Source organism: Acidobacteriota bacterium (genome assembly GCA_039030395.1).
Lineage (GTDB): Bacteria > Acidobacteriota > Thermoanaerobaculia > Multivoradales > JBCCEF01 > JBCCEF01.
In genome coordinates this window covers 288,931-303,661 of record JBCCEF010000001.1, presented here as the reverse complement: position 1 = coordinate 303,661, position 14,731 = coordinate 288,931, and the positions used below count along the sequence as shown (strand labels likewise).

General features: G+C 67.5%; 10 protein-coding genes. 7 read left to right on the top strand and 3 right to left on the bottom strand.

What is annotated here, in order from left to right; genetic code table 11:
- Window position 1: 1 nt before the first annotated feature.
- Window positions 2-2,314, bottom strand: a complete 2,313-nt coding sequence (locus AAF481_01135) for an aminotransferase class III-fold pyridoxal phosphate-dependent enzyme (GenBank protein MEM7479750.1) — start codon at window positions 2,312-2,314, stop codon at window positions 2-4.
- 791 nt (window positions 2,315-3,105) lie between these two features.
- Between AAF481_01135 and sucC the strand changes: the two genes are divergently transcribed.
- From sucC to ndk, 4 genes are all read left to right on the top strand, one after another.
- Window positions 3,106-4,275, top strand: a complete 1,170-nt coding sequence (gene sucC, locus AAF481_01130; protein ID MEM7479749.1) for an ADP-forming succinate--CoA ligase subunit beta — start codon at window positions 3,106-3,108, stop codon at window positions 4,273-4,275.
- 2 nt (window positions 4,276-4,277) lie between these two features.
- Window positions 4,278-5,150 carry a succinate--CoA ligase subunit alpha gene (sucD, locus tag AAF481_01125; GenBank protein ID MEM7479748.1) on the top strand — a complete coding sequence of 291 codons (873 nt, stop codon included), beginning with the start codon at window positions 4,278-4,280 and terminating at the stop codon, window positions 5,148-5,150.
- A gap of 195 nt (window positions 5,151-5,345) precedes the next feature.
- On the top strand, window positions 5,346-6,020 hold the full coding sequence (locus AAF481_01120; protein MEM7479747.1) for a Type 1 glutamine amidotransferase-like domain-containing protein: 675 nt from the start codon (window positions 5,346-5,348) through the stop codon (window positions 6,018-6,020).
- A gap of 100 nt (window positions 6,021-6,120) precedes the next feature.
- Window positions 6,121-6,543: a nucleoside-diphosphate kinase gene (ndk, locus tag AAF481_01115; GenBank protein MEM7479746.1), complete on the top strand. Its 423-nt coding sequence runs from the start codon at window positions 6,121-6,123 to the stop codon at window positions 6,541-6,543.
- Between the two features lie 55 nt (window positions 6,544-6,598).
- On the opposite strand, the gene AAF481_01110 is transcribed toward ndk, so the two are convergent.
- The gene (locus AAF481_01110) at window positions 6,599-8,092 is read right to left on the bottom strand and encodes a hypothetical protein (GenBank protein MEM7479745.1); all 1,494 of its coding nucleotides are present in this window, start codon (window positions 8,090-8,092) and stop codon (window positions 6,599-6,601) included.
- A gap of 191 nt (window positions 8,093-8,283) precedes the next feature.
- On the opposite strand from AAF481_01110, the gene AAF481_01105 reads away from it, so the two are divergent.
- The 3 genes from AAF481_01105 to AAF481_01095 are packed head-to-tail and all read left to right on the top strand — an operon-like array spanning window position 8,284 to window position 13,205.
- Window positions 8,284-9,486 (top strand): bifunctional alpha/beta hydrolase/OsmC family protein, encoded by a 1,203-nt coding sequence (locus AAF481_01105; protein ID MEM7479744.1) that lies wholly within the window; start codon window positions 8,284-8,286, stop codon window positions 9,484-9,486.
- A 40-nt stretch (window positions 9,487-9,526) separates the two neighbouring features.
- Window positions 9,527-10,123, top strand: coding sequence for a sigma-70 family RNA polymerase sigma factor (locus tag AAF481_01100; GenBank protein MEM7479743.1), 597 nt, complete (start codon window positions 9,527-9,529; stop codon window positions 10,121-10,123).
- Entirely contained in the window at window positions 10,107-13,205 is a 3,099-nt protein-coding gene (locus AAF481_01095; GenBank protein MEM7479742.1) for a serine/threonine-protein kinase, read from the top strand. Before AAF481_01100 ends, AAF481_01095 begins: the two co-directional genes overlap by 17 nt.
- Here the strand turns inward: AAF481_01095 and AAF481_01090 are convergent.
- The gene (locus AAF481_01090; GenBank protein ID MEM7479741.1) at window positions 13,202-14,575 is read right to left on the bottom strand and encodes a hypothetical protein; all 1,374 of its coding nucleotides are present in this window, start codon (window positions 14,573-14,575) and stop codon (window positions 13,202-13,204) included. The genes AAF481_01095 and AAF481_01090 overlap by 4 nt on opposite strands.
- Window positions 14,576-14,731: the final 156 nt, after the last annotated feature.

Genomic DNA, 14,731 nt, shown 5'->3' with positions numbered 1-14,731 from the left:
CCTACGATGGCGAGTGAGCGGCAAAGGCGCGATCGAGGGCCCGCAGGGTGCGGTCGACATCGTCCGCCGTCAGCACCATCGGCGGTTTGATCTTGATGACGTTGTGGAGCGGTCCGTCGGTGGAGAGGAGGAAGCCGTCTTTCTTAGCCTCCTCGACGATGGCCGATGCCTCTTCCGCCGCCGGTTCCAGGGTGTGGCGGTCGCGCACCAGCTCAAGGCCCAGGAATAGGCCGCGGCCCCGAACGTCCCCGATCAGCGGATGCCGTCCGGCGAGCTGCCGCAGTCCGGCGAGAAACCGCCCGCCGAGGACTCGGGCGTTTTCTTGCAGGCCCTCCTCCTCGATCACGTCGAGCACCGCCAGGCCGACAGCGCAGGAGACAGGATTGCCGCCGAAGGTGCAGAAGAATTCCATGCCGGTGGCGAAGGACTCGGCGAACTCACGACGGGTGACCACCGCCGCCATCGGGTGGCCGTTGCCGATGGGTTTGCCGAGGACGACGATGTCCGGGACCACCGGAGCCTCGGGAGTGCTCTGCAGGCCGAAGCCCCAGAACGCCTCGCCGACCCGCCCGAAGCCCACCTGCACCTCGTCGGCGATGCACACCCCGCCGGCGGCCCGAACCCGCTCGAAGGCGTCGGCGAGGTACCCCGCCGGCGGCTCCACCTGGCCGCCGCAGGAGAGGAGCGATTCGCAGAGGAAGGCGGCGACGGGGTCGTTTGATTCTTCGATGACCCGGCCGACTTCTTCGCCGTATCGCCGTCCGAGATCGGCATCCTGCGGCCCGCCGGTTCGGCGGTGGCGTCCGCGGTAGGCATCCGGCGCCGGTACGACCGATACGTCCGGTCCCGCTGCACCAGCTCCGCCTTTGCCCAGGAATTTGTAGTGCGACAGGCCGATGAGCTGCTCCGTGTGGCCGTGGTAGCCGCCCTCCATCACCAGCAGGCGTCGGCGTGCGGTGTGGGTGCGGGCTAGCCGCAAAGCGAGTTCGTTCGCCTCACTGCCGGAGTTCACGAAATAGCACACCTCCAGCGGCTCCGGCAGGAGGGACGCCAGCCGGTCCGCATAGTCCGTCAAGCCGTCGTAGAGGTAGCGGGTGTTGGTGTTCAGACGGGCCATCTGCCGGTGCGCCGCCTCGACCACCCGCGGATGGGCGTGGCCGACGTGGCAGACGTTGTTGACCAGGTCGAGGAACGGCCGCCCCCGGTGATCGAAAAGGTAGGGCCCACGGCCGCGGACGATCTTCAGGGGCTGGCGGTAGGACAAGCCGAGGGAAGGTCCGATGCGTCGTTTCCGCGTTGCCGACAGCGAATCCGGCGCCTGGCCGCCGCCAGGGGCCGGCTTCCGCTCACACATCCCCCGCGCTCGGTCCTCGCCTTGGGCCGGGGACGATTGGGCGAGTCGTTCGAGGGCGGTCCAGGCCGGCTTCTCCGTGACCAGCAGGTACTCGTTGCCTTCGGCTTGCGCCCGCCGGCGGGCGGCGAACACCAGGCTGACGGCGAGGCGGGCGCACACCAGTGGGAAGAAGACGGCGATCTCGTCTTCCTCCAGGGGAAGTATCTGGTGATAGCCGGCCAGTACGTCGAGGGCGGCGGCGACGGGATCGTCTTCGCCGAGGCAGCCGTAGGCGGCGGCGATGGCGACCTCGCATACCCGGTGGGAGGCGGTCAGGTCGCCGAAGTCGAACAGCCCGAAGACCGACTCGCCGCGCTCGTCCACGGTGACGTTGTAGTCGTTCAAGTCGCCGTGGATCACCGACGGAGGCAGGGTCGGCCAGGCGTCCCGCAGGTGGCCGGAGTACTGCTGGAAGGCATGATCGAGAAGGGCCTGGCGGTTGCCTTCTGCCACTTGCGAAACATGGCGGGCCTGGCGGTGCGCCCAGCGCAGGTCCCAGTCGTGCTCGCGCTCGATGGCGACTGGATGATGGAAGGTCGCCAGAGCTCGATCGAGGCGTGCCGCGGCGGCGCCCAGGCTGCGGCGGAGCGCCGGGCCGCGCTCTGGCACATCCACCCACAGCCGGCCGTCCACCCAGGTCAGCAGGCGGACCCGCTCGCTCGGCCCGCTTGGCGGCTCGACCAGCCGAGGAATGCGCAAGGGGAGTGTCTCCAGGGCCAGATGCCGTAGGGCGGCGTTCTCGAGATCGAGCAGCTCGTCGTCGCGCTCGTCGGCGGCGATCTTGAGAATGAAGCGCCGGCCGTCCTGGGTCTCCAGCCGGAAGTTTTGGTCCATCTCGCCGGGCAGGGCGGTGGCGGTGGTGGCCGTCAGGCCGTAGATCTCGGTGGCGAGGTCGACGGCTTGCTGTTCGAGGGTGTTCATCGCCGAATCTTAGTGGACTCACATTCCGCCAGCGAATCCCGCATGTCTGGATTTCTGTGCCCGGTCGCCGGTGGCGAGGAGTCGGTCCCCGGGACCGGGCGAGCCTTGGATTCCTTTGGAGGTGTGGGCTCGCCCTGCGCATTGCGAGCGCGAACCACCGGCGGCCTCCCCAAGCAATCCCGAGCGCTCGCAATGAGCTCCCGGCTGACCGACTCCTCGCCACCGGCGACCACACCGTTCTCCCCGCTTCTCAACAACCTCAATTCGCTCGCTGGCTCTCTGGGCTGAATTTCGCCCTTGGAGGATCTTCCAGATTGGCGAGTGGATTTTGGTTCCTGGTTGGGGAGTTGGTGCCCGGTGGAGTAGAGAGTGTGAACCTCGTGGAGTGGCAAGGAGGTGGGGCTGTCCTGCGGCCGCCAGGGAGCTGGCCGCGAGCGCTTTGTACTTCATGGGGAGGCCTCGGGTGGTTTGCGCTCGCGGCGCGCAGGGCGAGCCCGGCCCTCCGCAGGAATCCGGAGGCTCGCCCGGTCCCAGGCGGCCGCGGGACAGCCCCACCGGCCCACTTCGATCCTCGGTGGTCCCGGGACATTCCCACCAGCCTGACTCTAGTCCCAGGCGGCCGCGGGACAGTCCCAACGGCCGAACTTCGATCCCAGACGGTCGCGGAATAGCCCCACTGCCTTGGGTCAATCCGCATTCGGTTCCTGATAGAGTCTCAAGCTCTTGAAGGCTGCGGCGGCGCGTTGCTGAAACTGCCGCCCCCCACTCCCTGCCAAGTCCCGGAGGTCAAGTTGAAAATCCATGAGTATCAAGCCAAGGAGATCCTGCGTCGCTATGGGGTGGCCACCCCGCGCGGGCAGGTGACCGACGACCCGCGCGAGGCGCGTCGGATCTGTGAAGAATTCGGTGGCCGCTGCGTGGTGAAGGCGCAGATCCACGCCGGTGGCCGCGGCAAGGGCGGCGGCGTGAAGCTGGCTGGGTCGCCGGAGGAGGCGGAAACCCTCGCCGGCCAGATTCTCGGCATGCAGCTCGTCACGCCGCAGACCGGACCGGAAGGCCAAGAGGTCCGCAAAGTCCTCATCGAAGAAGCCCTCGACATTGCGAACGAGCTGTACGTCTCGGTGACCCTCGATCGCCAGAACGAGACCTTGGTGCTGATGGCCTCCCAGGAAGGCGGCATGGACATCGAAGAGGTCGCCGAGGAGACGCCGGAGAAGATTCTCCGCGCATCCGTCGATCCCCACCTCGGCCTGCTGCCCTTCCAGGCGCGCAACCTGGCCTCCGGTCTGGGCCTCCAAGGGGGTACCGCCCGCCAGGCGGCCAAGCTGCTGACGGCGCTGGTCCAGGCATATGTCGACTCCGACGCCTCGTTGGTCGAGATCAATCCGCTACTGGTGACCGGCGGCGGCGATGTGCTGGCGCTGGACGCCAAGATGAGCTTCGATGACAACGCCCTCTTCCGCCACCAGGACATCGCTGAGATGCGCGACGAGGCGGAGGAAGACCCGGCGGAGGTCGAGGCCGGAAAATTCGGCCTCAACTTCATCAAGCTCGACGGCGACATCGCCTGCATGGTCAACGGTGCCGGCCTGGCGATGGCGACCATGGACATCATCAAGCTGTCCGGCGGCGAGCCGGCGAACTTTCTGGATGTCGGCGGCTCCGCCAGCCAGGAGGCGGTGAAGAACGCCTTCCGCATTCTCGTTTCGGATCCCGAGGTCAAGGCCGTCCTGGTCAACATCTTCGGCGGCATCGCCCGCACCGACCGAATCGCCGGCGGGGTGGTGGGAGCGATTGAGGAGTTGGGTGATGTGAACGTGCCGGTGGTGGTACGCCTTGAAGGCACCAACGTGGAGCAAGGCCGCGCCATCCTGCGCGCGGCGGATTTCGATTTCATCGTGGCCGAACAGATGGCCGACGCCGCGACCAAAGTGGTGGCCGCGGCCCGAGGGGAGGGCTAGTCATGGCGATCTGGGTCAACGACGACACGCGCCTGTTGGTACAGGGCATCACCGGCAAGGAAGGCGAATTCCATGCCCTCGGCTGCCGCGACTACGGCACCCAGGTAGTGGCCGGGGTCACGCCGGGCAAGGGCGGTCAGAAGGTGGCCGGCATCCCGGTGTTCGACTCGGTGGCCGAAGCGCGCCGCGAGACCGGCGCCAATGCCACCATGATCTTCGTGCCGCCGCCCTTCGCTGCCGACGCGGTGATGGAAGCCGCCGGAGCCGGCATCGAGCTGGTGGTGTGCATCACCGAGGGCATTCCCGCCGCGGACATGCTCACCGTCACGCGCTTCCTCGAGGACCACCCGACCCGGTTGGTCGGCCCCAACTGCCCGGGGGTGATCACTCCCGGCAAGGCCAAGATCGGCATCATGCCGGGCCATATCCACCAGGCCGGCAAGGTGGGCGTGATCAGCCGCTCCGGCACCCTCACCTATGAAGCCGTCTGGCAGCTCACCAACCTGGGCCTCGGTCAGTCGACCTGCGTCGGCATCGGCGGCGACCCGATCGTCGGGACCAGCTTCATCGATGCCTTGACGGCTTTCAAGGACGACCCGGAGACCGAGGCGGTGATCCTCATCGGCGAGATTGGCGGCGATGCCGAAGAGCGTGCCGCCGCCTGGGTGAAGGAGCACTTCGACCGTCCGGTGGTGGGATTCATCGCCGGCCGCACGGCGCCTCCGGGCCGCCGCATGGGCCACGCCGGGGCGATCATCGCCGGTGGCAAGGGCACCGCCGCAGAGAAGATGAAAGCGCTCGATGCCGCCGGCATCCACGTGGTGGAGTCGCCGGCGGAGCTGGGCGCCACCGTCGCCCGCGCCCTCGGCCGGTAGCCCGGCCTTCTCGCCGGCAACCTACTGCGAGGCCGTATGCCACTGAATCTGCTGCGTGATCCACAGAACCTGCTCCTCGACGTACTGCAAGTTCGCCTGCGTCACAGAACTTGCGGACGCCTTGCATCTCCAGAGACCTACGGCCTCTCGGTACGGTCGCCGATGAGAAGGTCGGACTAGAGCGAACCGGTGGTGATGATTCCCATGCGGCCCGTCGGCGAAGGATGGCTGGTGCTCCTCGGCGGTGGCGAGTTCACCTTTGGGGAGACCCTGGACGCCGACGAGGCTTGGCTCGCCAAGGCCGGATCGGGGACGGTGGGATTCCTGCCGACGGCCAGCGGCTCGGACGACTACGGCCGTCAGTTCACCGGCTACCTGGAAGAGGAGTTCGACCGCGTGGCGGAGACCATTCCGGTGTACCGGCCGCGGGATGCTCGCCGCGGCCGCAATGTCGAGCGCATTGCCGACGCTGCAGCGGTATACCTTGGCGCCGGGATCGCGGACCGGTTGATCGAGACCGTCGAGGGCACTCCCGTCGCCGAAGCGTTGCTCGACAAGCTGCGCGCCGGCGGTACGGTGGTCGCCATCGCCGGCGCTGCCCAGGCCCTCGGCCAGGTGGCGCGCTCCATTGCCGTCGGCAAGACCCTGCTGGGCCTCGGCTGGTTGCCCTTCGGGGTGATCGAGCCGAACTTCAATCCGGAACACGACCGGCGCTTGCGCAAGCTGCTCACCGAACCCGGTGTTCGCTGGGGGCTGGGTTTGCCGGCGGACTCGGCTTTGTTTCTCGGTCCGAGAGGAGTCGTGGAGTCCCGCGGACCGGTCTTCCGCCTCGACACGGCGAATGGAGACCTGGTGGAGTTGACCGGCTGATCGATTCAACAGCGAATATCAACGGCGCGGGCCGGTTGTGCCGCGCCGCTCATTCATGCAATCAAGACGGGAACTGGACCGTTCCCGAAGGAGTAGGAAGATGGAAACGACTCTCGCCATTCTGAAGCCCGACAGCGTTGCCGGCGGCAACGCCGGCAACATCCTCGCCCACCTGGAGAAGGAAGGCTTCGTCATCCGCGGCCTCAAGGTGCTGCGTCTGACCGAGGCGCAGGCCCAGGCCTTCTATGAGGTCCACAAGGAGCGCCCTTTTTATGGCAGCTTGGTGGAGTTCATGACCAGCGGACCGTGCATGCCGGTATCCCTGGAGCGCGACAATGCGGTGGCGCACCTGCGCCAGGTGATGGGCGCCACGGACGTCTCGCAGGCTGCGGAAGGATCGGTGCGCGCTCTCTACGGCACCTCCATCGAGAGGAACGCCATCCACGGCAGCGACTCGCAGGAAAACGCCGCATTGGAGCAGGCCTTCTTCTTCTCCCGCGCCGAGCGCATCGCCGCGCGCTGACAGGTTGCTGAAAAGGCCTTCGGAGCCGAGAGCTGACGAGTCATTCAGTGCTCCGCTAGGGCGCCTTCGTCAGCAGCACCACCGGATCGGCCGGATAGTCCGGATCGAAGAAACGGGCCACCGGCCGGTAGGTGCCGGCAATGGCCGGGGCATCGAGCATTTCATCGAGAAAGCGCCGCCGGAAAAGCGGCGCGTCCATGATGTAGTCCGGCGCTTCGGCGGCGAAGTAGGCGTGGAGGCGGTCTTCCTCGCGGGCCGACACGATCGCTGGATTCACCAAACCCACCAGGTCGAGCACCGATCGATCGGCGCGGTAGGCCAGAGCGCCGATCTCCACCGCCGCTACTCGCGCGTCTCGGGCGGAGTGGCGGGCCAGGTAGTCGCCCACTTCCCCGTACAGGCGGGTGCGGGGATCCGGCGTGCCATTCCATGCGGTGGCGGTCCACGACACACCGGGGAACCAGACGGGGAGGGCCAGAAGGAACGCGATGAGGAGTGCTGTCCAGCCCGTCGCCGTGCCCGGTGAGAAGTGAGTCAGGCCCCGGCCGAGGCGCCCGCCGAGACCAACCGCTCCGATCGCCGCCAGGGCGAGAAGACCGTTGACCAGAGCCAGGTGGTACCAGGGGGCAAAGGGTACACCGCTGGCGCGGTAGAAAACTTCCAGCACCAGCACGGCACCGGCCAGCGCTAGAAATACCCGAGAGCGGTCGCGCAGAGTCCAGGCGATGCCGGCGGCGGCGAGGGCCAGGAGAATCCACAAAGTGCCCTGCGGGAAGGCGCGCTCGAGCCAGTGCCACTGGTCGAGGCCGTAGGGAGACGCGTCGGCCATCTCGCTTTGTTTGCCGGCGAGGGTCGCCGGCACCGGCGAGCCGAAGGTGCGCTGCAGTATCGCCACCAGGAGGAGCGGCGGCGTACCGGCGGCGAGGGCGAAGGGCCACGGGAAGCGGCGCATCGACCAGCCTCCCTCACGCCACAGGAGGAGCCCCACCAAGGCACTGGCAGCGAGAAGATCGAGACGCAGCCAGGCGGCCAGGCCGAGGGCGAGGCCACCCCCCACGAGGCTGCCTCCGGAACAGTGCTCGCCGCGCAGGACGAGGCTGATCCCCAGCGCTCCCAGGGCGGCTGCCGGCATCGCTTCGGCCCCGAACATTTCGATGTTCCAGCGACAGGTGAAGGCGATGGCGGCGAAAAGGACCGCTGTCGCGACCCGGATCGATCCGGCGCCTGGTCCGCTCAGCAGGAGTAGGGCCATCAGGGCGAGACTTGCGACGGCGAGCAGGGTGCCGCCGTCCGGAGGGTCGATGCCTGCATGGCGGTCGGCGGCGCCGAGGAGAAGGGCGAGGCCCGGAGCCGTGGTGCCGAGGACCGACTCGCCGTCATTGAAGGTCAAGCCGTGGCCGTCCGCCCAGCGGTCCGCGTAGCGATAGGTGATGTAGGCATCGTCGTAGGACGCTCCCCAGAACCCGCTGGCGACGGTCACCGCCAGCAGCAAGATCCATCCGCTGGCAAGCCATTGCGCAGCGGGGCGCGGCTGGCCGCGATCGGTCACCGCAGACGAGTTCGTCGGCGTTGGAGAGGCTTCGGGTTCATCCGCCATGCGCTAAGCTTTCGATGCGGGTTCCAACGCGCGGGACGTGTTGGAGGCTGCCGCATGATACCTCCCGATCTCGCGGTGCGATGAATCTAGCCGGTCGGTCCGGTCGGTCAAGGTTGGAGAGCGCCAAGCCTGAGGATTGAGCCATGAAGAGCGAGCGTTTTCGATTCCCTGGATCCCTCGGCGCGGAGCTGGTGGCGCGCCTCGACAAGCCGGCCCTGGGGAAGCCACGGGCTTATGCCCTCTTCGCCCATTGCTTCACCTGCTCGAAGGATTTGAAGGCGATGGGCTGGATCAGCCGCAGCCTCGCCGCTCGCGGGATCGCCACCCTGCGCTTCGACTTCACCGGTCTGGGGGAGAGCGAGGGCGACTTCCATGAGACCGACTTTTCCTCCACCGCGGACGATCTGGTGGCCGCCGGCCGCTTTCTGCGCGAAACGCTGGCAGCGCCGAGCCTGTTGATCGGCCACAGCCTGGGCGGCGCGGCGGTATTGGCCGCCGCCGTCGAGTTTCCGGAGGCGGTAGCGGTGGTGACCCTCGGCGCGCCGAGCGAAACCCGCCATCTGCTCGAGACCTTGCAGCCGATCGTCGAGGGCGACGGTGCGGCCGCCGGTGAGGTGCTGGGAGTGGAGGACCTGCGCATCCGCAAGGAGTTCCGCCAGGATCTCGCTGCCGACCACCTAGCCGATGCGCTGGCGAACCTCGGCAAAGCACTGTTGGTCCTCCACGCGCCGGAGGATCGGGTGGTCGGTATCGCGCACGCCCAGAGCTTGTTCGACGCGGCGCCGCAGCCCAAAAGTTTGATCTCCTTGGATGGCGCCGACCACCTGCTGCGTAGCGAGGACGACGCCCGCTGGGTGGCGGATCTCATCGCCTGCTGGGCGGATCGCTACCTGCCCGCAGTGACGGCCGAAACGAGCGAAGGCCAGGTGGAAGTGCGCGGCGGCGCCAGCGGCTTCCTGCAGGAAGTGTTGGCCGGCTCCCACCGCTTCGTCGCCGACGAACCGCTGTCCGTCGGCGGCAGCGACCTCGGACCGACGCCCTACGATCTGCTGCTGGCGGCCTTGGGCACCTGCACCTCGATGACTTTGCGGATGTATGCGAACCGCAAGAAGTGGCCCCTCGAAAGGGTGCGGGTGCATCTCGAACACTCCAAGGTCCACGCCGAGGACTGTGAGCACTGTATGACCGAGAAGGGCAAGATCGACCGCCTCAGCCGGCGCATCGCGGTCGAGGGCGACCTGAGCGACGAGCAGCGGCGACGCTTGCTGGAAATCGCCGACCGCTGCCCGGTGCATCGCACCCTGGAGGGCGAGATCGACATCGTCACGGAGCCTGCCGGCGGCTGAGGCGAAGAGCGGTGAGCCCCTGCTAGGATGGTGGAACGACATGCCGCAATCGCCGAACGAAGAAGTCACCAGTCTGCTGGTGGAATGGCGTGAGGGAGATCCCCAAGCCCTCGATCGCCTGATGCCGCTTGTCTACGGTGAGTTGCGGCGGCTGGCCGGCCGCTATATGCAGCGGGAGCGCGCGGACCACAGCTTCGATCCCACCGAACTGGTCCACGAGGCGTATCTGAAGCTGGCCGGCAAGACCCATCCCCGCTGGCGCGACCGCATTCATTTCTACGCCGTGGCGGCGCAGCTCATGCGCCGTATCCTGGTGGATCACGCCCGCGGCCACCGCACCGCCAAGCGCGGTGGCGGGGTGCCTAAGATCTCTTTGCAGGACGCCGGCGAGGTGTCCGGCGACGAAGGGGCCGATCTGGTGGCGCTCGACGAGGCGCTCGAGAATCTGGCGAAGATCGACGTGCGCAAGGCCCGCATCATCGAGCTGCGCTTCTTCGGCGGCATGACCATCGAAGAGTCGGCTGAGTTTCTCGGCGTCTCCACGGCGACGGTGATCGCCGACACCCGTCTAGCGCGCGCCTGGCTGCTGCAGGCGATGAAGGCCAGGCCGGCCCTGCTCGATGAAACCCAGCCCTAGCCCGATGGATCCGGAGCGCTGGCAGCGGATCGAGACCCTCTTTGCCGAGGCGGTGGACCTCGAAGCCCATGCCGTGGCGCCCTTCCTCGACGAACGCTGTGCGGACGATGCCGAACTGCGCATCGAAATCGAGCGCCTGCTCGACGCGGATCGTTCCACCTCGGCGGCCATCGAGTCGGCCGTCGTCGAGGGCATTCGCCTGTTCAACGACCAACAGAAGGAGCGCGAGGAGGGGCGCCGCATCGGCCCCTACCGGATCGTCGAGAAGCTCGGCGAAGGGGGCATGGGGGAGGTCTTTCTCGCCTTGCGCGACGATCACGAGTACGACCAAAAGGTCGCCATCAAGGTGGTGCGTCCGGGCATGGGAAGCCCGGGCATTCTGGAACGCTTTCGTCGCGAGCGGCAGATCCTGGCGAACCTCGACCACCCCAACATCGCTCGCCTGTTCGACGGTGGCACCACCGACGATGGGCTGCCCTACTTCGTCATGGAGTACATCGAAGGCGAGCCCATCCACCGCTACTGCGACGACCACGGGCTGTCCATCACCGAGCGCCTCGAGCTCTTCACCACCGTCTGCTCGGCGGTCTACCACGCCCATCAGAATCTGGTGGTGCACCGCGACCTCAAGCCCTCGAACATCCTGGTGACCGGCGACGGCACGGTCAAGCTGTTGGACTTCGGCATCGCCAAGCTGCTGGCGCCGGAGGCCACCGCCACGCAGGTCGACCTGACGGAACTCGAAAAACCCCTCACCCTCGCCTACGCCAGTCCGGAGCAGGTGCGCGGTGACCTGATCTCCACCTCCAGCGACGTGTATTCCCTGGGGGTCGTGCTGTACCTTTTGCTCACCGGCCGCCGACCGATCCAGGGGCTGCACGTGCCGCGCCGGGAGGTCGAGCGGCGCATTCTGGAGGACGAGCCACCGCTACCCAGCCAGGTGATCCGCCGGCCCAAACCGGTCGACGGTGCCGAGCCCCTGGCGGCGGAGGAGATCGCCCGCCGCCGCGGCGGCCGGCCGGAGGCCTTGACCCGCCGCCTGGCCGGCGACCTCGACAATGTCTCTCTCAAAGCCCTGGCCAAGGATCGCTCCCGCCGCTACAGCTCCGTCGAGCTGCTGGCGCGGGATCTGCGCAATCACCTGGAAGGGCAGCCGGTGCTGGCGCGAGAGGCGACCCTCGCCTACCGGGCCAGCAAGTTCGTGCGGCGGCATCGGCTGGGGGTGACCGTGGCGGCGGCCTTCCTGCTGGTGATCGTGGTCTCCGGCATCGCCCTCTTCCAATCCTCCCAGCGCGCCCGGCAGGAGCGCGACAAGGCCTTGCGGGTGGCCGGCTTCATGGCCGAGATGTTCGAGATTTCAAATCCCGAGACCTCCCTCGGCGAGACCATCACCGCCCGCGAGCTGCTGGACCGCGGTGCCCGCAAGCTGCGTCGGGAGCTCGGCGAACAGCCGGAGATTCGCGCCGCCCTGCTCGACTCGGTGGGCTTTGTCTACTACAAGCTCGGCCTCTACGAGCAGGCCGGCCCGCTGGTGGCGGAAGCGCTCGGCGTGCGCTCGGCAGAGCTGCCGCCGGATCACCCGGATGTCGCCGAGAGCCTCAATCACATGGCGGCGGTGCGCTGGGCACAGGGCTCCTACGACGACGCTCTGGACCTCTTTCGGCGCTCCCTGGCGGCCTATGAGCGGTCCTACGGTGAAGACGACCCCCACGTTGCCGGCGCCTTGAACGATCTGGCCGAAGCGTTGCGCGGCAGCGGCGGCTACGACGAAGCGCGCGTCCACCTCGAGCGCTCCCTGAAGATCTACCGCGACGCCTACGGTGACGACCGCCAGGAGGTCGCCGAGACGCTGTCGAATCTCGCCCTGTTGCTCGAAGAGCAGGGCGATCCGGAGGCGGCGCGGCCGCTCATCGAGCGCGCCCTGGAGATCGACCGTCGGGTGTTCTCGGGACCCCATCCGGTGGTGGCCCAGGACTTCCACAACCTGGCCCTCATCGAAGAAGTGCTGGCGGACTACGAAAGCGCCGCTGGGCACTACGGGCAGGCGCTGGAAATGCGCCGGCAAGTGCTCGGCGACGACCACCCGAGCACCCTGGAGACGGTCAACAATCTCGCCGTGGTGCTGTTCTTCCAGGGGGAGTACCGCCGGGCGGCGGAGCGCTTCCGGGAGGCCCTCGACACCTCGCGCAACCTGTTGGGACCGCAGCATCCGGACGTGGCGGCGATGGCGAACAATCTCGCCGTAGCCCTCCTCAAGCTGGGGGCGGAGACCTACGGCGAGGTGATCGAGCTGCTGCGCGAGGCCCTGGCGATCCGCATCGACGTTCTTGGGGAGGAGCACAAGGAGGTCGCCCTGACCCGCGATAACCTGGCGAACGCCTTGCTGACGGTGGGCGACTACGAGGGCGCTGAGCCGCTCTACCAGCGCGCTCTCGAACAGCGCCTGGAGATCTTCGGCGAGGAACACGAAGACGTGGCCCGCAGCTATTCGAATCTGTCCCTGCTGCGCTTTGTCCAGGGGCGCCACCGCGAGGCGGTGGCGACGCAGCGGCGTTCCCTGGCCCTGTACGAGAAGATCTTTGGCGAAGAGCACCCCAAGACTCTCGTCGCCCTCGCCGGTCTCGGGCAGCGGCTCGGGGCCGAAGGTGCGTCCGAGGCGGCGATGACCGCCTTGCGGCGGGCGGCCGACCTACAGCGCGAGAGCCTGGGCGACGAGCATCCGGAACTGGCCAAGACCCTCACCTACCTCGGCGAGATCCTGACCGACGCCGGCCGCCTCGACGAGGCCGAAGGCCTGTTGCGGGAGGCGCTGGCGGTGCGCCAGGCGAAACTGCCGTCGGGGCACTGGCGGGTGGCCGAGACGGCCAGCGTGCTGGGGAGCTGCCTATCGATGGCCGGCCGCTACGACGAGGCGGAGCCGCTGCTGCGTTCCAGCTATGAAGAGCTCAAGCGCGAGCGCGGCGCCGGCAACGTCAACACCCGCAAGGCCCGGCGGCGGCTGGCGGAACTCTACCGCGCCACCGGCCGCTCCGCCGCCGCCCAGGTCTTCGCAGCTTCCCCGGAAATCGTTTCCCGGTCCTAGCGCGCCGTCAGGGCGTGAGCCACCGTCACCACACAGTCCAGGTAGACCGTTTCGCCAGCTCCCGGCGCCGGCAAAGGGGTGACGTTGCCGGGGCCGTCGCTGGCGAAGGCCGGCAGGGTCCGCGGCTGGTTGGGAATATGCTGGGGGCCGGCGCCTTCCGGCTCCTCGCACTCGCCGCCGCTGCCGCCGCCGGGCTCCTGGGGCTCCTGATCCGTGGGTTGGAACTTGATGCCGTTGACCAACGGCTGTGGAGCGAGGGCGCTCTGCGGTTCCGGGCAGCAGCACGGTCCCGGGGTGTCGGTGGCGAAGTACATCAATCGGTAGGAGGTGTCCCCGGTCAGAATGCTCGTGTCGGCCAGAACCAGCTCGCTGGTCGATGAGTCCCACAGCTGGTTGTGGGGCGCCGCGTCGAAGCCCGAAAAGTCCGAGGTGCGATCGAGATCCGTGTACGGACCCCGGAAGGCGAGGAAGTCCTCGTCCGCCCGGCCGATGGAGGTGGTGTAGGGAAGGACCGTCAGGCCGTCGATCTGAGTTTGACCGTCGCCGCCGACGCGGGAGATGCGCAGGGCGGTGGTTTCGTTCGGAATCGGTTCCACCAAGGCATGATCGATCTCGGCGCCGATGGTCATCTCGAAGGGTCCTTCGTGGATCCACACCCGAGAGGTCGCCGGTATGCTCGGCTCAGAGTAGACGAGCATCAGGCTGGCCCCGTCATCGAGGGGCAGCGGAGGATCCCCGCCGTTGATCGGGTCGTCGAAGGGATTCGACCCGTCGGTGGTGGCGGCGCCGAAGAGCTCGACCGCATAGTCGTTGTTGAGGCGCGGCTGCAGGAGGTCGAGGGGCACGTTGGCGCGGTAGGCGGCGAACACTCCGAACTCAGTCCAGCAGGGATTGTCCGTCACGTCGATCAGCTCACCGGTGAGAAGACGTCCGGCAAAGCGGATCTTCAGGTGGTCGGTACGATCCGGCGCTTCGGTGATGCGACCCCAGTACAAGAAGGCCTGTACCGCGACGGAGCCGGACGGCAGGCCGCGCAGTGCGATGGTGCCTTCGCCGGAGTTGCGCAGACCGACGCCGGTCACAATCTGGTCCACACCGCCGGGCAGCGGGTCGCAGTTGAGGTGCGCCGGTGGATCTTCGGCGCAGGCGGTGGCGATCAGTGCGAGATCCAGCTCGAGTCGCGGATTCATCGTGAAGAAGGGTAAGAATCCGATCTCCTTGCCGCCGCCGCTGATCGTTTGGAGGGCTCCTCCGACGGCGGCCGCCGGCACGGGAGTGGCGATCAGGGCCGCCGCCAGCACGACGGTCAGAGCTTGGCGAAGGGATACGGGAGACAACGGTTCCTGCGGGTGAGCGGCGTGGTTGAACATCCTAGACCTCCTTAGGCCCGCGGTGGCGGGCGTCCTTGCTTCGAGTGCCATAGAAATAGACTTCCAAAGGGTAAAGCGAGATTTCAATCCAATTCGAATAACGGCACCCTAAATTCGGCCCGAGACGGACGAAAAGAGGATTTGATGATTCAATCC